This window comes from Roseateles sp. P4_D2 (genome assembly GCF_056401875.1).
The window spans coordinates 282,690-297,995 of sequence record NZ_JBFUIM010000004.1 but is presented as its reverse complement, the minus strand read 5'-3'; the positions used below and the strand labels follow the sequence as shown (position 1 = coordinate 297,995).

Sequence of the window (15,306 nt, the reverse complement as noted above, 5' to 3'; positions counted from 1 at the left end):
GGCGCCTCGTTGGTTGTGTTGAGTTGTAACACCCAGTGTAGACAGAGCCGGCACACTGCGCCGCAGGGTCTGCGCCGATGGCGTGAGGGCGCGCCGCCGAATCCAATGCCCGGCGTGATCGCCTCTGCCCTGACCCCGGCGCTGTGCCTGCTGAACCCGCATGCCGCCAACGGCCGCTGCGCCGCCCTCGCCGCCCCGCTGCGCGAGGCGCTGCCCGGGGTACCGCTGGTGCTGCCCGAGAACGTCGCCGCCGCACGCCAGCGCCTGCTGGCCCTGCCCGAAGGCAGCCGCGTCATCGTCGCCGGCGGCGACGGCACCGTGCACCAGCTGCTGCCGGCCCTGGTAGCACGCCGGCTGCAGCTGGCCATCCTGCCCGGCGGCACCGGCAACGACCTGGCCCGCGCACTCGGCCTGGCACGCATGGGTTGGCGCGAGGCCTTGGCCCACGCACAGCGCGCGCCGGCCGCAGCGATGGACCTGGGCGAGATCACGACGGCCGAAGGCGGCGCCCAGCTCTTCATGTCCAGCCTGACCGCCGGCTTCGACGCGGCCATCGCCATCCGCGCCCAGGCCGCACCCCACTGGCTGCGCGGCCAGCCGCGCTATCTGTGGGCCACGCTGAACGAGATTGGCCGGCTGCGCGTCTATCCGATGCGCGTCGAGGCCGATGGCCAGCTGCTGAGCGACGGGCCGATGCTGTTCGCCTCCAGCCTGAACACGCCGAGCTATGGCAGCGGCATGCCGGCTGCACCCGGCGCGCGCGTGGACGACGGCGAGCTGCAGCTGCTGCGCGTTGCCGCCTTCGGGCGGCTGGGTGCGTTGGCCATGATGCCGCTGCTGCTGACCGGGCTGCACCTGCGTCATGCCAAGGTGAGCTTGAGCCGCTTCAAGGCCTTGCACCTGACCAGCCCCGCGTCCGTGCCGCTGGCCGTGGACGGCGAGCCCCTGCCGTCCGCCACCGACATCGCAGTGCGCGTGCTGCCGCAGGCCATCAGCGTCGTCCGCGCGCGATGATGGCGCCATGGATCATGACGACACCCCGCGCGCCGGCTGGCTCGGTCCCTGGCTGAAAGGCTTTCCGGCACTGCAGCCGCCCCTGCCACTGGCCGACGTGGCCCAGCGCGGCTGGACGCTGCACGAGCTGCCGACACCCCTGGCCGTCGTGCGCCAGCAGGCCCTGGCCCACAACATCGCCTGGATGCAGAACTTTGCGGCCCAGCGCGGCGTGCAGCTGGCGCCGCATGGCAAGACGACGATGAGCCCGCAGCTGTTCCGCCGCCAGCTCGACGCCGGTGCCTGGGGCCTGACGTTCGCCAACGTGCACCAGCTGCGCCTGGGCCTGGCGGCCGGCGCGCGGCGGGCGCTGATCGCCAACCAGCTCATCGGCGCGACCGAGCTGGCCGAGTTGCTGGGCCTGCGGCGCCGCCACCCTGGCCTGGAGCTGGCCTTTTTTGTCGACTCGCAGGCACAGCTGGATCTGCTGGCGGCGCACTGGGTGGATCTGGGCCAAGGCGAAGCTCGGATCGACGTGCTGATCGAACTCGGCACTTCGCGCTGCGGCGTGCGCGAGCATGGCCCGGCGCTGGCCTTGGCGCGTGCACTCAAAACCCACCCGGCACTGCGGCTGCGCGGCATCGGCTTCTACGAGGGCCTGCAGGTCCGAGGCGAGAGCGAACCCGACCGCGCGCTGATGCAGCAATGGCAGACGCGCATCGAGGCACTGCTGAGCGACATCGAAGCGGAGGGCCTGATCGACGCCGATGCGCAGCCGCTGTGGCTCAGCGGCGGCGGCTCGGCCCTCTTCGATCTCGTCGCCCCCGTGCTGGCCGGCAAGCCTGGTCGCCTGGGCCTGCTGCGCTCGGGCTGCTATGTCTGCCATGACCACGAGCACTACGGCCGCTACATGCGCAGCATGGACGAGCGCATGGGCACGCCGCTGTCGGCGCCCAGCCTGCAGCCGGCGCTGGAGGTCTGGACCCAGGTGCTGTCCTGCCCCGAGCCGGGCCTGGCCTTGCTCAATGCCGGCCGGCGTGATGTGTCCTTCGATGCCGGCTGGCCGCTGCCGGTCTGGCATCTGCGCGGCGCCGAGCGAGCCAAGGCCCCCGCGGGTTGGCGTGTCACCGGCCTGAACGACCAGCATGCCTATCTGCGCTGGGATCCGAGCGAAGGCGACGGCCCCGCCGTCGGTGAGCGCGTCGCGCTGGGACCCTCGCACCCATGCACGACCTTCGACAAATGGGCCTGGATGGCCGTCGTCGACGAGGACGACCGCGTCGTCGATGCCATCACGACGCAGTTCGCATGAAACGCCGCCATTTGCTGAGCCTCTCCGCCGCTGCCCTGATGCCCGCCACCGCCGCCACGCCCCCGCCGCGCTTCCTGCACGTCGGCACCTATGCCCCGCTGGGCCAGGGCCTCTACAGCTTTGCCATCGCCGCCGACGGCGGCCTGAAAACCCTGGGTCTGACGGCCAACGCCCACAGCCCGAGCTGGCTGGCGGCCCAGGGCCACCACGTCTATGCCGCAGAGGAAGGCGCAGACCATGTCGCTGTCTATATCCAGGACGCGCATGGTCGGCTCGAACTTGTGCAGCGCCAGCCCAGCGGCGGCCGCGGACCGGTGCAGCTGTCGCTGAGCAACGGCCACGCCTGGGTTGCCCATTACGGCGATGCCCGCTTTGCTGCGCTGCCACTGCAAGCCGATGGTCATCTCGGCGAGACCGAGAGCTGGCCCAGTTGCGCCGGCCCAGACTGCCGGCCGGGCCCGCAACAGGCGGCCAAAGCTCCGCCCGGCAGCCAGGCCAGCAGCGGTCACGAAGCACCGCACGCCCACATGATCCAGGCCAGCCCCGACGGCCGCTGGCTGCTCGGCACCGACCTGGGCCGCGACCGGTTGCTCGTCTGGCCGCTCAAGTCCGGTGCGCCGAAGGCCGCCGCTTTCGAACTCGCACTCAGCCCGGGCTCGGGTCCACGGCACTTTGCCTTCCATCCCACGGACGCTCGCTGGGTCTACGTGCTGCAGGAGGAGTCGTCCACGCTGTCAACGGTGGAGCTGACATCCGACGGCCCACGCCTGCTGGACGAGGTCTCGGTGCTGCCCGGCGGCTTTGCCGGCACCAGCTACGCCTCCGACCTGCTCGTCGCACCCGGCGGCCGCCATCTCTACGCATTGAACCGACTGCACGACAGCCTGGCCGTCATCGCCCTGGCCCAGCCGCGCCGCCCGCGCCTGCTGGACCATCACTGGGTGCATGGCAGCTACCCGCGCAGCGCCTGCCGCGCCGGCCGCCACCTGTTCGTATGCAACCAGCGCAGCGACCAGCTCAGCCATTTCGACCTCGGCCGCCCCGAGCAGCCGCGCTTCACGGGGCGCCAGACGGCGGTGCCCAGCCCCACCGGGGCCTGTTCGCTCTAGACTGAGCCGATGAAGCAAGCCGCCCTCGTTTTCCTGCTCGTCGCCTCGGCGCTGGCCCGCGCCGAACCCATCGGCTCGGTCGACACCGCCTTCAAGCTGATCGGCCCCGACCACAAGGTGGTCGTGGATGCCCATGACGATCCCAAGGTGCAGGGCGTGACCTGCTATGTGTCGCGCGCCAAGACGGGCGGCATCAAGGGCGCCATCGGCCTGGCCGAGGACAAGGCCGAGGCCTCCATCGCCTGCCGCCAGGTCGGACCGATCACCATCAGCCAGGCACTGCCGCGCCAGGAAGAGGTCTTCAACGAGCGCATATCCCTGGTCTTCAAGCGGCTGCGCATCGTTCGCATGGTGGACGCGTCGCGCAATACCCTGGTCTACCTGACCTACTCCGACCGCCTCATCGACGGTTCGCCGCAGAACAGCGTGACCGCCGTACCGGTCGCCCGCGAAACCCCCATCCCCATCAAGAAATGACATTCACTGCCGCCCTGTTCGCGCTGATGCCCATGCAGGCGCTGGCCGCGGCGCTGGTGCTGATCACGCTGATTGGCTGGCACGGCGCGAATGCCGGCGGCCGCTGGGCCCAGGTGGGCATGGCAGCCCTGGCCCTGGGCCTGGCTATGGCGAGCCCGACCCACGGCGATCGAATGGCTGTGCCGACCCTGCACAGCGTCGGCCTGGCCGTCATCAGCCTCGGCCTGTCCGCGCTTTGGTGGGCCCTGGGCTTGTGGCTGACGCCGCGGCCGGGGCGCTGGCTCATGGCGGCTGCACCGCTGGTGCTGGGCATTGGCCACGCCCTGTTGGCGGACGAGCATGCCGTCGGCCAAACCCTGGCTGACGCGGTGCTCGGCGCCCAACTCGCCTGGCTGGGCGTGGCGCTGATGCTGCCGGGCCGCAGCACGGTGCTGCAGGGCCTGAACAGCCGGCGCTGGCGCCTGCTGGGGCTGGCCGCCGTGCTGCCGCTGCTGGCAGCCATGCTGGGCCGCGCCGCCACCACCCTGCTCGGCGACACCGCGCCCTGGCCCGACCTGCTGCTGGCGCTGGCCGGCCAGCTCGCCCTGCTGCTGGCCCTGCCGATGCTGCTGCTGGCTTGGCGCGGCCAGACCGAGGCCGAGCTGGCGCGCCTGGCCCAGACCGACGGCCTGACCGGCCTGGCGGACTGCAACGCCTTCACCCAGCGCTCGGTCGACCTGATCTCCATGGCGCGCCGCTACGACGAGCCCCTGGCTCTGGTGGTGCTGGACCTGGACGACTTCGCGACCCTGCAGGCAGAGCGCGACATGGATTTTTCCGATCGCGCCCTGGCCCTGTTTGCCAGCTGCATTCAGGCCCAGATGCGCCTGGGCGACCTCGCCGGCCGCCTGAGCGGCGAGCAGTTCGGTGTGCTGATGGCGCGCTGCCTGCCCGAGGGCCCGCAGGCCCTGGACCAGCGCCTGCGCAAGGCGCTGGCCGAACGCGCACCGGCCGAGCTGGGCATGGCGCTGTCCTTCAGCGCCGGCTGGGCCAAGCTGCGCCCCGGTGACCGCGGCCTGGCCGACCTGCAACGCCGCGCCGAGACGGCCCTTTACGAAGCCCGGCGTGCCGGCAAGGGTCAGTTGATGGCCGAGCCGGGGGTCCAGGACTGACATGAAGCCTCTCGTCCAACGGGTACGTTGGCCGGTCCCCCGAGGGGACGGCGATGCTTGCCGGCGCGACCGGCAAGCACATCGCCAGCGCGGGCCGGCTAGGGAGCGGCCCGTCGCTCGTCCCGCAAGTCTTCTGGGATGGAGTCACCGAGATGTCCACCTCTGACAACCTCGTCGATGAATGGGTCGGCCACAACCTGCTGGCCTCCGACCCGGCCTTGCTGGCCGCGCTGCGCGAGGCCGCGCCGCAGGCCGTCGAGCCGCTGTCCCGCTACGGCGCTGAACTCGGCAGTGCCGAAACCGCCCAGCTCGCGCGCGACGCCAACCGCCACGGCCCGCAGCTGCGCCAATTCGACGCCCGCGGCCGCCGCGTCGACCTGGTCGACTTCCACCCCAGCTGGCATGCGCTGCTGGCGATGTACCGCCGCCAGGGCCTGATCGCCGACGTCTTCGCCACCGACACGCCCGGCCGCTGGGCCCACTTCGCGGCCGGCTGCTATCTGCATGGCCAGGTCGAGGCCGGCTCGCTGTGCCCGGCGACCATGACCCAGGCCGCCATTCCCGTGCTGGCCAAACAGCCCGAGTCGTTCGCGCCGCTGCGCGACAAGTTCTTCAGCCGCGAGCATGACCCGCTGGACCGGCCGCTGACGGAGAAACCGTCGATCTGGGTCGGCATGGGCATGACCGAGAAGCAGGGCGGCTCCGACCTGCGCCGCGTGACAACGCAAGCCGTCGAGCAGACAGACGGCAGCTACGCCATCACCGGCCATAAATGGTTTTTCTCGGCGCCCAGCAGCGACGCCCACCTCGTGCTGGCCCGCACCGAGGCCGGCCCGACCTGCTTCTGGCTGCCCCGCTACACCCCCGATGGCGCGCGCAACGCCATCCAGGTGATGCGCCTGAAGGACAAGCTCGGCAACCGCAGCAATGCCAGCGGCGAGGTCGAGTTCCACGGCGCCTGGGCGCGGCGCCTCGGTGAAGAGGGCCGCGGCATCCCGACGCTGATCGAGATGGCCGGCTACACGCGGCTGAACTGCGTCATCGGCAGCGCAGCGCTCTTACGCGCAGGCCTCGTGCAGGCGCTGCACAACGCCCGCGAGCGCTCGGCCTTTGGCCGGCACTTGGCCGAGCAGCCGCTGATGCAGACCGTGCTGGCCGACCTGGCGCTGGAGAGCGAGGCCGCGATGCGGCTGATGCTGCGCCTGGCTCGGGGCTTCGAGAGCAACGAGCCCGGCTGGCAACGGCTGATGACGCCGGCCGCCAAGCTCTGGGTCTGCAAGCGCGCCATCGAGTGCACCGGCGAGGCCATGGAGTTGCTCGGCGGCAATGGCTACGTGGAGGATGGCGTGCTGGCGCGGCTGTACCGCGAGGCGCCGGTCAACTCGATCTGGGAGGGCTCGGGCAATGTCATGGCCCTGGATGTGCTGCGTGCCGTCGCCCGTGAGCCCGAGGTGGCCTTCGCACTGCTCGATGCGTTTGACGGGAGCACGGACGCCCAGGTGCGCGCCGAAGCCCAAAGCCTGCGGCGCCTGCTGACCGGCGACCCGGCGGCACTGGAAGCCCAGGCCCGCCGCGTTGCGCAAGGCCTGGTGTTGTGCGCCCAAGGCCTGCTGATGCGTGAGCAATCGTCCACCATTGCCGCGGACGCCTTCATCGCGACCCGCTTCGGCGGCGATGGCCGCCTTGTTGGCACGCTGGCCGTGCCGCAGGCGGCACAGATCCTCGACGCGGCGCTGGTTGGCTAGTCGCCGAGGTAGCGGCGCACGATGCTCGCCTGCGTGCCATCGCGCTCCAGCGCCTCGCTGGCTTCGCGGTAACGCTGCACCAGGGCTGCGTCGACCGAGCGCTTGCTGAACATCAGCTGAGCCGGCTCGTGGGGCACCACCACGGAGGTCGGCACGATGCGGCCGGTCAGGCCCAGCTCGCCCAGCTCCCAGCGCGCCGTCACCTCGCTGGCCAGCACGCCATCGACGCGGCCGATCTCCAGCATCTGCCACAGGCTGCGGCGCGCCGAGGCCTGGGTCAGCGTGGCGCGAAAGGCTGGGTCAGCGAGCAACTCGGCGTAGTCGGGGCCGTAGACCACCCCGATCTGTACGCCCAGCTTCAGGCCCTGCCGCCAGGCCTCTTTCAGCCGCGTCGCGTTGGCGAAGTCGGCCTCGCGATCGGCACGCACGAAGAGGCGGTTGGCCACGGCAATGTGCTGTTCGACCCAATGCGCATAGGCCTCGCGTTCGGGGCGGCGCAGCGCGCCGGGCAGCAGGTCCAGGCGGCCGGCCTGCAGCTCGACCAGGGCGCGTGCCTAGGGTAGCTCGACCCAGACCGCCCGGCATTGCATGCGCTCCAGCGTGCGCTCGACCAGTTCGGTCTGCATGCCGATGAGGTGGCCTTGCGCGTCACGCATGCTGTAGGGCGGATCAGGGTTCCATCGCACGCGCAGCTCGCAGGCAGACGCCGGCAGGAAGGCAAGCGCCAGGCAGGTCAGGCTCAGGCGCAGCAGGGACAGAGGCGACAGCACGCTCGCATTCTGATCGAGACGGCGGGCTTGTCAGCCAGCTCCGACAGGCCACTGCGACACCCGCCGATACACGCCACCCCCGCCCCTGGCGATGCTGGGCGCGCCAACCTCAGCCGGAATCTTCCATGACCATCGACGCCTCGCTGCAGCACAACTCCCTGGCCGAATCCAGCCCGCACCGCCCCTTCTGGTCAGCGCTGACGCGCCTGTGGTCGCCGGCCGCCACGTCGAGCGAGGCCGAGCTGGGTTATGAATGCGCGCTGCCCTGGACCCTCGGCGAGGACGCGCCCAGGGACAGCGGCGAACCCCGCTACTGAATCAACCCGTTCTTCAGCGCGTAGTAGGTCAGATCGCTGTTGGTCGCCAGCTTGAGCTTCTCGAGCACGCGCGTGCGGTAGGTGCTGACGGTCTTGACGCTGAGGAACAGCGCCTCGGCGATATGGCCCACGGTCTCGCCCTGAGCCAGGCGCAGGAAGACCTGGAACTCGCGCTCCGACAGCGCCTCGTGCAGGGGCTTGTCGGGCGCATTGCCGGCGCTGCCGCCACCCACCACGCTGTCCGCCAGTTGCTCCGCCACCGCCGGGCTGATGTAGCGCCGGCCACGCGCCACCAGGCGGATGGCATTGGCGATTTCGTCGGGATCGCATTCCTTGTTGAGGTAGCCGCTGGCGCCCTGGCGCAGCAGCGTCGTCGCGTAATGCGCCTCAGGAAAGCCGCTGAGGATCAGCACCGGCAGTTCGGGGAATCGCGCCTTGATGGCTGCGAGCGCATCGACGCCGCTCTGGTCGGGCATGGAGATGTCCAGCAGCAGCACGTCGACCTCGCCGCCACGCGCCATCTCTAGGGCGTCGTGGCCACTGGCGCCTTCGCCCGTGACGCGCAGGTCGACGTGGTCGGACAGGAACTGGCGCAAGCCGGTGCGCACGATGGCGTGGTCGTCGACGATGCCGATACGGATCATGATGAACGCGGTGTTGAGGGATGGCTCAGCGTAGCAGTCCGCAGGGCGCGCCGCGATACCTTCAGTCCTACATCGACGCCGGCCGAGTCCGACAGGGGGCCGCGCTTCGGGACTATGCCGCCCGTGGTGGCGTGCCGCGATAGTGGCTCCAGCGGCTCCGTGAAGCCGCCATCCAAGGAGAACTGCAATGCTGAACAAGTCCATCCTCACTCTGGCCGTCGCCACCGCTCTCACGGCCACCCTGGCCGGCACCAGCGGCTGCGCCGTCACCCGCAACCAGGAAACCGTGGGCGCCTATGTTGATGACGCCGCGTTGACCACCCGCGTCAAGGGCAAGTTCGCCGCCGACCCGACCGTCAGCGCGATGGCCATCAGTGTCGAGACGCTGAAGGGCACGGTGCAACTGTCCGGCTTCGCCAAGTCGTACGAGGAAAAGGCCATGGCTGAGAAGCTGGCCCGCGAGACCTCCGGTGTCGTCGCCGTGCGCAATGACATCGCCGTGCGACACCCCAACTGAAGACCGCCGCTGAAGGACTTCCAAGGGAGTTTCCCTAGGAGAAGTCCTACAGCGCGATGCGCTGCCGGCACTGCCGGCCCGACGCGGAAGCGGTCCATACTTCAACCTCATCATCCTCGCGCCGCCGTCGGGCCATGCCAGCACTCAAAGCCTTCATCGTCGAAGACAGTCCGGTGATCCTTGAGAACCTGATTGCGACGCTTGAGGAACTGGCTCAGGTCGAAGTGGTGGGCTCGGTGGCCGATGAAGCCAGCGCGGTGCGCTGGATGAGCCGCGATCCCGACGGCAATGCCGATCTCTTCATCGTCGACGTCTTCCTGCGTTCCGGCACCGGCCTGGGCGTGCTGCAGGCCGCCCAGCAGTTGGGCATCCGGGCGCGGCGCGTCGTGCTGACCAATTACGCCACCGAGGAAATGCGCCGGCGCTGCGCCAGCCTGGGCGCGGAACGGGTGTTTGACAAGAGCCGCGAGCTCGACGACCTCATCAGCTACTGCGCCGAACTGGCCGAACATGCCTCATCAGCGCGCCCTGCAGCCGCGGCCAGTTGAACGGCTGCCCGTGCTGCGTCATCTCGATCCCTGGCTGGAAGGCGCCAGCCGCAATCGCGGTCTGGCCGTCGGTTTCGCGGCACTGGCAGCAGCCGCCGTCATGGGCGTCAGCGAGGCCGCCTTCTGGGGTGCTGACGAGGCGCTGAACCAATCCCAGGCCCGCCACCAGGCGCGCAACGACGGCCTGCGCCTGCGCGAGTTGCTGACCGATGCCGAGACGGCGCAGCGCGGCTATCTGCTGACCGGGCGCGACGATTACCTCGCGCCAATCAAGCTGGCCGAGCAGGAGCTGCCCAATGTGTTGTCACGGCTGCGCGGCCAGTACGCCAGCTCCGAATGGGAGGCCCTGGTGGCCGACGCGAGCCGGCGTGCCAGCGAAAAACTCTCCGAACTGCAGCTGGTCGTCAAGCTTTACCGCGACGGGCAGGACACGGCCTGGCACGGGCTGGTCGAGTCCGACATCGGCCGCGAGAAGATGCAGGCGGTGCGCGACGCCGTCGGCCAGCTCGACCAGCACGAACTGACGCAGATTGCCACCGAGCGCGACGCCGTCGTGCGCTCGCTGAACTACGGCCGCATCGGCGTGCACGGGCTGACGCTGCTCAGCCTGTTCGGCCTGGCCATCTTTCTGCGCCGTAACGAGGCCCTGCACGCGGCCCGCCGTGAGCACGCCCAGGAGCTGGCGCTGGAACGCGACCGGCTGGACCGCGAGGTGGCCCGCCGCACCGCCGAGCTGACCGAGCTGGCCCACCACCTGCAGACGGTGCGCGAGGACGAGCGCGCCCATCTGGCCCGCGAGCTGCACGACGAGCTCGGTGCGCTGCTGACGGCCGCCAAGCTCGACGTGGCGCGCATCCGCCGCATGACGCGCACCGCGGCGCCCGAGATCGACGAGCGCCTCAAGCACATGAGCGAGCTGCTCGACCAGGGCATTGCGCTGAAGCGCCGCATCATCGAGGACCTGCGCCCATCGGCCCTGTCCAACCTCGGCCTCATCCCGGCGCTGGAGATCCTGACCCAGGAGTTCGCGCAGCGCTCCGGCCTGCAGCTCAGCCTGGAGCTGATGGAGGCCCCCAGCGACGAGGCCAGCCGGCTGGCGATGTACCGCCTCGTGCAGGAGGCGCTGACCAATGTGCTGCGCCACGCCAAGGCCAAGCACGTGCGCGTCTCGCTGGCCGAATCGGATGGCTGGCTGCAGTTGCACATCCGCGACGATGGCCAGGGTTTCAACCCCGAAGCGGTGGGGGCCGGCCACCATGGCCTGCTGGGCATGCGCTACCGCATCGAAAGCCTGGGCGGCACGCTGCAGCTGCTGTCCGCGCCCGGCCGCGGCACGCTGGTGCTGGCGCGCCTGCCGATGCGCGAAGATCCAGAACCCGAGCCAGCCCCCGTGACCGCGCCCGGCGAACTGGGCAGCCCCAGCCCTTCCTGAAGTCCTACAGGCCAAGCCTGCCCGAGCCGACATGGCGCCGCATCGGGCGCACCCAAACTGCTCCCGGGCGCCGCACCGACAGAGCGCGCGGTAACCGTCTCAGACGCAGCCAGGAGGGCACCATGCAATTCCCGCGATCACCGCATGCCGAGGGCTGGCACACGCAGATGCCGGCACCGCCGGTACCCGACATGTCCATCATGTCGCGGGACGCCGACGCGCTGTCACCGCCCTTGCACAGCCGCCGCTTCCACGCAGCCGCCATGCTCGTCGCCATCGCGGCCCTCGGGGCCAGCGCCGGCGTGGACATGGTCGACGACCCGCGCCCGCTGGACGTGCAGCTGAGTGCCGTCATGCACAAGGCGGCGGACACCCTGCACGGCTGGCAGCAGCAGCTGTCGCGCGGCCTGCAGGTGTCGCTGCGCGCGGTCGCGGACGGGCGCGACAACAGTGCGCCGCCGGCCTCGACACCCGATGACGCCACCATCGTCGCCAAGGCCGAAGCGCCGGCCGTTGATGCCGACGACCGCGACCAGCCAGTGCGCGCCGATGTGGCGCCGCAGCCGCCCCGCGAGCCGCAGGCGACCGCCCGCTGAGTTCAGGCGGGCATCGTCTCTTCGGCGGCAACCAGCAGCTCAGCCAGTGGCTGGGGCCGGTGGAGCAGGAAACCCTGCACCTCGCCGACGCCCAGGCGCACCAACTCCAGCAGCACCTCGGGTGTCTCCACGCATTCCGCCACCGTCGTCAGGCCGAGCGTCCTGGCAACGTCGACAAAGCTGCGCACCGCCACCTGATCGAGCGGGTCGGTCATCAACGCGCGCACGAACTGGCCGTCGATCTTCAGCAGATCCACTGGCAGCGCCTTCAGATAGCTGTATGAGGAGGCGCCGGCGCCGAAATCGTCCAGCGCGATGCGCACACCCAGGGCCCGCATCTGCTGGATGAAGCTCGCCGCCTCGCCGAGCTGGGTGATGACGGCCGTCTCGGTGATTTCCAGGCACAAGGTCGCGGCACGCGTGGGGCCTAGCGCCGTCAGCAGGGCCCGGGCTTCCTGGTGGTAGGCCGCATCCTGCAGCGTCAGGGCCGACACATTGATGGACAGCGACGCGACCTCCGGGGGGCCGCCGCGCTGCAGCAAGTCAACCGCCTGCCTCAAGACCCAGCGGTCCAGCCGCGGCGCGAGATGGAAGCGCTCGGCCGCCGGCATGAAGGCGCCGGGCAACACACGGCTGCCGTCGCGCTCGCGCAGGCGCAACAGCAGCTCGCCGCGCAGCCGGCCATCGTCCTCACCCTGGGCCGGCAGCACACGCTGCAGGTCGAGCTCGAAGCGGTCCTCGTCCAGGGCCTGTTGCAGCCGCGTCGCCCAGCGGTGCTCGCTCTGGTGGGCGCGCAGCGTGGCGTCATCGGGCGCCCACAGCTGCACGCGGTTGCGGCCCTGCTCCTTGGCGATCATGCAGCAAGCATCGGCCTCGCGCATGGCGGCATCGGCATCGGGCCAGCGCCCATCCAGCGGGGCCACGCCGATGCTGGTGCCGATGCGAAACCGTTGCTCGCCGTGCACATAGCGGTACTGGTCCATCGCGTCGCACAGCTTCTGCGCCACGTGCAGGGCCTCGTCGAGCGAGCAGTTTTCCAGGATGGCCGCGAACTCGTCGCCACCCAGCCGGGCCACCGTGTCGCGGCCGCGAACGCCGGCCTCCAGGCGGCGGGCAACCTCGCGCAGCACCTCGTCGCCGGCGGCATGGCCGCAGTGGTCGTTGACGAGCTTGAAGCGATCGAGGTCGAAAGCCAGCAGCGCATGGTGGCTGCCATCGCGCTTGGCTCGCTCGAGCGTGCGCGCCAGGCGCTGGCCGAACTCGACGCGGTTGACAAGGCCAGTCAAGCCGTCATGGCTGGCGCGCCAGCGGATCTCGTCGAACTGGCGGCGCTGCTGGGTCACGTCGCGAAAGACCAGCACGGCGCCAAGCACGCGGCCGTCGGCATCGCGGATGGGGGCGACCGAGTCGTCCACGGCGCGCAGTTCGCCATCGCGGCTGAGCAACATGGCACCGGCAGACAGACGCGTCGGCCGGCCGGTGGCCAGGCAGCGCTGCACCGGGTCGGCCAAGGGCTCGCCGGTTTCCTCGCGCTGGGCCAGGAAGACATGGCTGGCCGGCTGGCCGCGCGCCTCGGCGGCAGACCAGCCCGTCAGCCGCTGGGCGACGGGGTTGAGCCAGGTCACTCGACCGAGGGCATCGGTGGTCAGCACCGCATCGGCGATGGATTGCAGCGTGACCTCCAGCAGCTCATGCTGCTCCTGCAATTGCTGTTGCAAACGGCGAGCCTCGCTGACGTCCCAACAGACGCCCGACAAGCGCAGCGGCCGGCCGCCGGCATCGCGCAGCACCCGACCGGCGCTGCGCAACACATGGACGCTGCCATCGGGCCAGCTGACCCGCCATTCGCCGTCCAGCTGGGGCCCGTCGCGCAGGGCCGCCCGCACGGCCATGACGGCGGCGCGGCGGTCCTCGGGATGCAGGCGCTTGCGCCAGTTCGCGAGGCTGGTGCGCTGGCCACGCGGCGGCTCGCCGTGCAAACGCCACATGGCGTCGTCCCAGGTGAGTTCGCCATGGCGAGAGTCCCGCAGGTCCAGATTCCAGACGCCAATGCCGCCGCTGTGGGTGGCCAGGGCCAGGCGCTCCAGCGTGCGCTCCAGCTCGGCACGCACCTTGGCGGGTTCACTGACGTCCTGCATGACGACACCGACACGCCGGCCGGTTTCGTCTTCGTCATGGCGACCAACCACGCGCAGCACGCGGTGCCCGTTCGGGCCGGTCTCGCACGGCAACTCGACATCCCAGCCCTCGCCGTCTGCCGCAGCGCGCTGCAGGGCCGCGTCCAACATGGCAGCACCATCGGGGCCGAAACGCTGCAACAGGGCTGCCAGCGTCGGTACCTGGCCAATGGGCAGGCCAAGCAACTCGCAGGCCGAGTCGGACACCGTCAGCTTCTCGGTGTCGGCCTGCCATTCCCAGGCGCCGACGCCAGCCAGGCGGCTGCAGCGCTCCAGGAAGCGCGCGTTCTGCGCCAGCGCGAGCTGCGCGGCTGACACCGAAGCGGCGAGCACATCCCGCGGTGCCTCGTCTGCGGGCACACCCGTCTGCTGGGGTTCGCTCATCGATGCTGCTCCGACGCAAAGACGGGCAAGCATCAAGCCCACAGGAGCGGGGCCGCGTCGGCAGGACGGGCAAGGACTTGTAGGACAGGGCCGCATCCACGCGGGCCTACCGCTTGTCCTACAAGCACCGCGGCGGCGCACTGACAACCACCTGCCCCGGCGGGGCGTTCACTGGGTGCAGCGGCACCGCCGCATTCCTCAGGAGAAATCCCATGACCACCCGTCGCAACCCCTTCGCATACTGGATCGCCCCGGCTCTGCTGGGCGTGGCTGCCATGACTGCCCTGCCTGCCGCCCGGGCCGCAGACGTCGGCGTCTCCATCGGCTTCAGCCAACCGGGCGTGTACGGGCGCGTCGACATCGGCCGTTATCCGCAACCGGTGCTGCTGGCGCCCCAGCCGGTCATCATCGGCCGCCCGGCCTACCGCGCCCAGCCGGTCTATCTGTGGGTGCCGCCCGAGCACCGCCACAACTGGCGCCGCCACTGCGGCTATTACGGCGCCTGCGGCGCACCGGTCTATTTCGTCGAGGACGGCTGGTACCGCCAGAACGTCGTCGTCTACCGTGACCGCGACGGGCGCCGTGACGACTGGCATGACCGCGGCCGTCACGACCGCGGCCACGGGCACGGGCACGGCCATGGCCACCGCGACTGATAGCTCGCAAAAGGCCACGCCGGACCTGCAGTTCCGGCCATCGCCAGCGGGCTCGGCGGCCTAAAGTCGGGTCAACCCTGACCGTTGTGCCGCCTGTGCGGCTGGCCCGGATGCCCGACTCTGCTGACCTTTCCTTCCCAATCCCGCTGACCCCGCCGCCGGCCCCCCGCCGGGTTTCGGCCTATGCGTGGCCCATGGCCCTGGCTCTCGCTGCCTGCGGCGGGGGCGGCGGCTCCGCGCCCAGCGAAGCGCCCGGCCCGCCGCCGCCAGCGGCCACGCCCAGCCCGCTGCCCATGCCGGTCCCGGTGCCAACGCCCAGCCCCTCGCCCTCGCCCAGCCCGTCGCCAAGTCCTGCACCGGCGCCCAGCCCCGCGCCCAGCCCCGCGCCCAGCCCGAGCCCGAGCCCGAGCCCGTCGCCCGCTCCTTCGCCGACGCCGACACCGCCGCCCCCCCCGCCCCCCCCGCCCCCCCCGCCCCC

General features: G+C 70.7%; 16 protein-coding genes. 12 read left to right on the top strand and 4 right to left on the bottom strand.

Features of this window, described 5'->3' with window-relative positions; translation table 11 throughout:
- Window positions 1-114 precede the first annotated feature (114 nt).
- From AC1DW0_RS09435 to AC1DW0_RS09410, 6 genes are all read left to right on the top strand, one after another.
- Window positions 115-1,014, top strand: coding sequence for a diacylglycerol/lipid kinase family protein (locus AC1DW0_RS09435; protein WP_477945560.1), 900 nt, complete (start codon window positions 115-117; stop codon window positions 1,012-1,014).
- A 7-nt stretch (window positions 1,015-1,021) separates the two neighbouring features.
- A complete protein-coding gene (locus AC1DW0_RS09430) occupies window positions 1,022-2,305 on the top strand; it encodes an alanine racemase (RefSeq protein WP_477945558.1) in 1,284 nt (427 codons plus the stop codon).
- A complete protein-coding gene (locus tag AC1DW0_RS09425; RefSeq protein WP_477945556.1) occupies window positions 2,302-3,414 on the top strand; it encodes a lactonase family protein in 1,113 nt (370 codons plus the stop codon). Before AC1DW0_RS09430 ends, AC1DW0_RS09425 begins: the two co-directional genes overlap by 4 nt.
- 9 nt (window positions 3,415-3,423) lie before the next feature.
- The gene (locus AC1DW0_RS09420; RefSeq protein WP_477945554.1) at window positions 3,424-3,891 is read left to right on the top strand and encodes a CreA family protein; all 468 of its coding nucleotides are present in this window, start codon (window positions 3,424-3,426) and stop codon (window positions 3,889-3,891) included.
- The gene (locus tag AC1DW0_RS09415; protein ID WP_457389528.1) at window positions 3,888-5,042 is read left to right on the top strand and encodes a GGDEF domain-containing protein; all 1,155 of its coding nucleotides are present in this window, start codon (window positions 3,888-3,890) and stop codon (window positions 5,040-5,042) included. The genes AC1DW0_RS09420 and AC1DW0_RS09415 overlap by 4 nt, the downstream gene beginning before the upstream one ends.
- Before the next feature lie 152 nt (window positions 5,043-5,194).
- Window positions 5,195-6,787: an acyl-CoA dehydrogenase family protein gene (locus AC1DW0_RS09410; protein ID WP_477945552.1), complete on the top strand. Its 1,593-nt coding sequence runs from the start codon at window positions 5,195-5,197 to the stop codon at window positions 6,785-6,787.
- On the opposite strand, the gene AC1DW0_RS09405 is transcribed toward AC1DW0_RS09410, so the two are convergent.
- Window positions 6,784-7,233 carry a hypothetical protein gene (locus AC1DW0_RS09405; protein WP_477945550.1) on the bottom strand — a complete coding sequence of 150 codons (450 nt, stop codon included), beginning with the start codon at window positions 7,231-7,233 and terminating at the stop codon, window positions 6,784-6,786. The two genes, AC1DW0_RS09410 and AC1DW0_RS09405, sit on opposite strands and share 4 nt — an antisense overlap.
- A 108-nt stretch (window positions 7,234-7,341) precedes the next feature.
- Window positions 7,342-7,557, bottom strand: coding sequence for a hypothetical protein (locus AC1DW0_RS09400; RefSeq protein WP_477945548.1), 216 nt, complete (start codon window positions 7,555-7,557; stop codon window positions 7,342-7,344).
- A gap of 125 nt (window positions 7,558-7,682) precedes the next feature.
- Between AC1DW0_RS09400 and AC1DW0_RS09395 the strand changes: the two genes are divergently transcribed.
- Window positions 7,683-7,874, top strand: coding sequence for a hypothetical protein (locus AC1DW0_RS09395; protein ID WP_457389531.1), 192 nt, complete (start codon window positions 7,683-7,685; stop codon window positions 7,872-7,874).
- On the opposite strand, the gene AC1DW0_RS09390 is transcribed toward AC1DW0_RS09395, so the two are convergent.
- Window positions 7,868-8,518, bottom strand: a complete 651-nt coding sequence (locus AC1DW0_RS09390) for a response regulator (RefSeq protein ID WP_056204980.1) — start codon at window positions 8,516-8,518, stop codon at window positions 7,868-7,870. The two genes, AC1DW0_RS09395 and AC1DW0_RS09390, sit on opposite strands and share 7 nt — an antisense overlap.
- Before the next feature lie 187 nt (window positions 8,519-8,705).
- Between AC1DW0_RS09390 and AC1DW0_RS09385 the strand changes: the two genes are divergently transcribed.
- The 4 genes from AC1DW0_RS09385 (at window position 8,706) to AC1DW0_RS09370 (ending at window position 11,611) form a co-directional block, all read left to right on the top strand.
- Window positions 8,706-9,035: a BON domain-containing protein gene (locus AC1DW0_RS09385; protein WP_056204983.1), complete on the top strand. Its 330-nt coding sequence runs from the start codon at window positions 8,706-8,708 to the stop codon at window positions 9,033-9,035.
- Between the two features lie 134 nt (window positions 9,036-9,169).
- On the top strand, window positions 9,170-9,583 hold the full coding sequence (locus AC1DW0_RS09380; RefSeq protein WP_056204985.1) for a response regulator transcription factor: 414 nt from the start codon (window positions 9,170-9,172) through the stop codon (window positions 9,581-9,583).
- Entirely contained in the window at window positions 9,546-11,015 is a 1,470-nt protein-coding gene (locus tag AC1DW0_RS09375) for a CHASE3 domain-containing protein (RefSeq protein ID WP_457352488.1), read from the top strand. The genes AC1DW0_RS09380 and AC1DW0_RS09375 overlap by 38 nt, the downstream gene beginning before the upstream one ends.
- 122 nt (window positions 11,016-11,137) lie before the next feature.
- Window positions 11,138-11,611: a hypothetical protein gene (locus tag AC1DW0_RS09370; RefSeq protein WP_457389532.1), complete on the top strand. Its 474-nt coding sequence runs from the start codon at window positions 11,138-11,140 to the stop codon at window positions 11,609-11,611.
- Window positions 11,612-11,613: 2 nt separating this feature from the next.
- Here AC1DW0_RS09370 and AC1DW0_RS09365 read toward each other — a convergent pair whose 3' ends face one another.
- Window positions 11,614-14,172, bottom strand: a complete 2,559-nt coding sequence (locus AC1DW0_RS09365) for an EAL domain-containing protein (RefSeq protein ID WP_477945545.1) — start codon at window positions 14,170-14,172, stop codon at window positions 11,614-11,616.
- A gap of 212 nt (window positions 14,173-14,384) precedes the next feature.
- Here AC1DW0_RS09365 and AC1DW0_RS09360 point away from each other — a divergent pair, with 212 nt between their 5' ends.
- Window positions 14,385-14,828 carry a hypothetical protein gene (locus AC1DW0_RS09360; RefSeq protein WP_477945543.1) on the top strand — a complete coding sequence of 148 codons (444 nt, stop codon included), beginning with the start codon at window positions 14,385-14,387 and terminating at the stop codon, window positions 14,826-14,828.
- The last annotated feature ends 478 nt before the right edge of the window (window positions 14,829-15,306 follow it).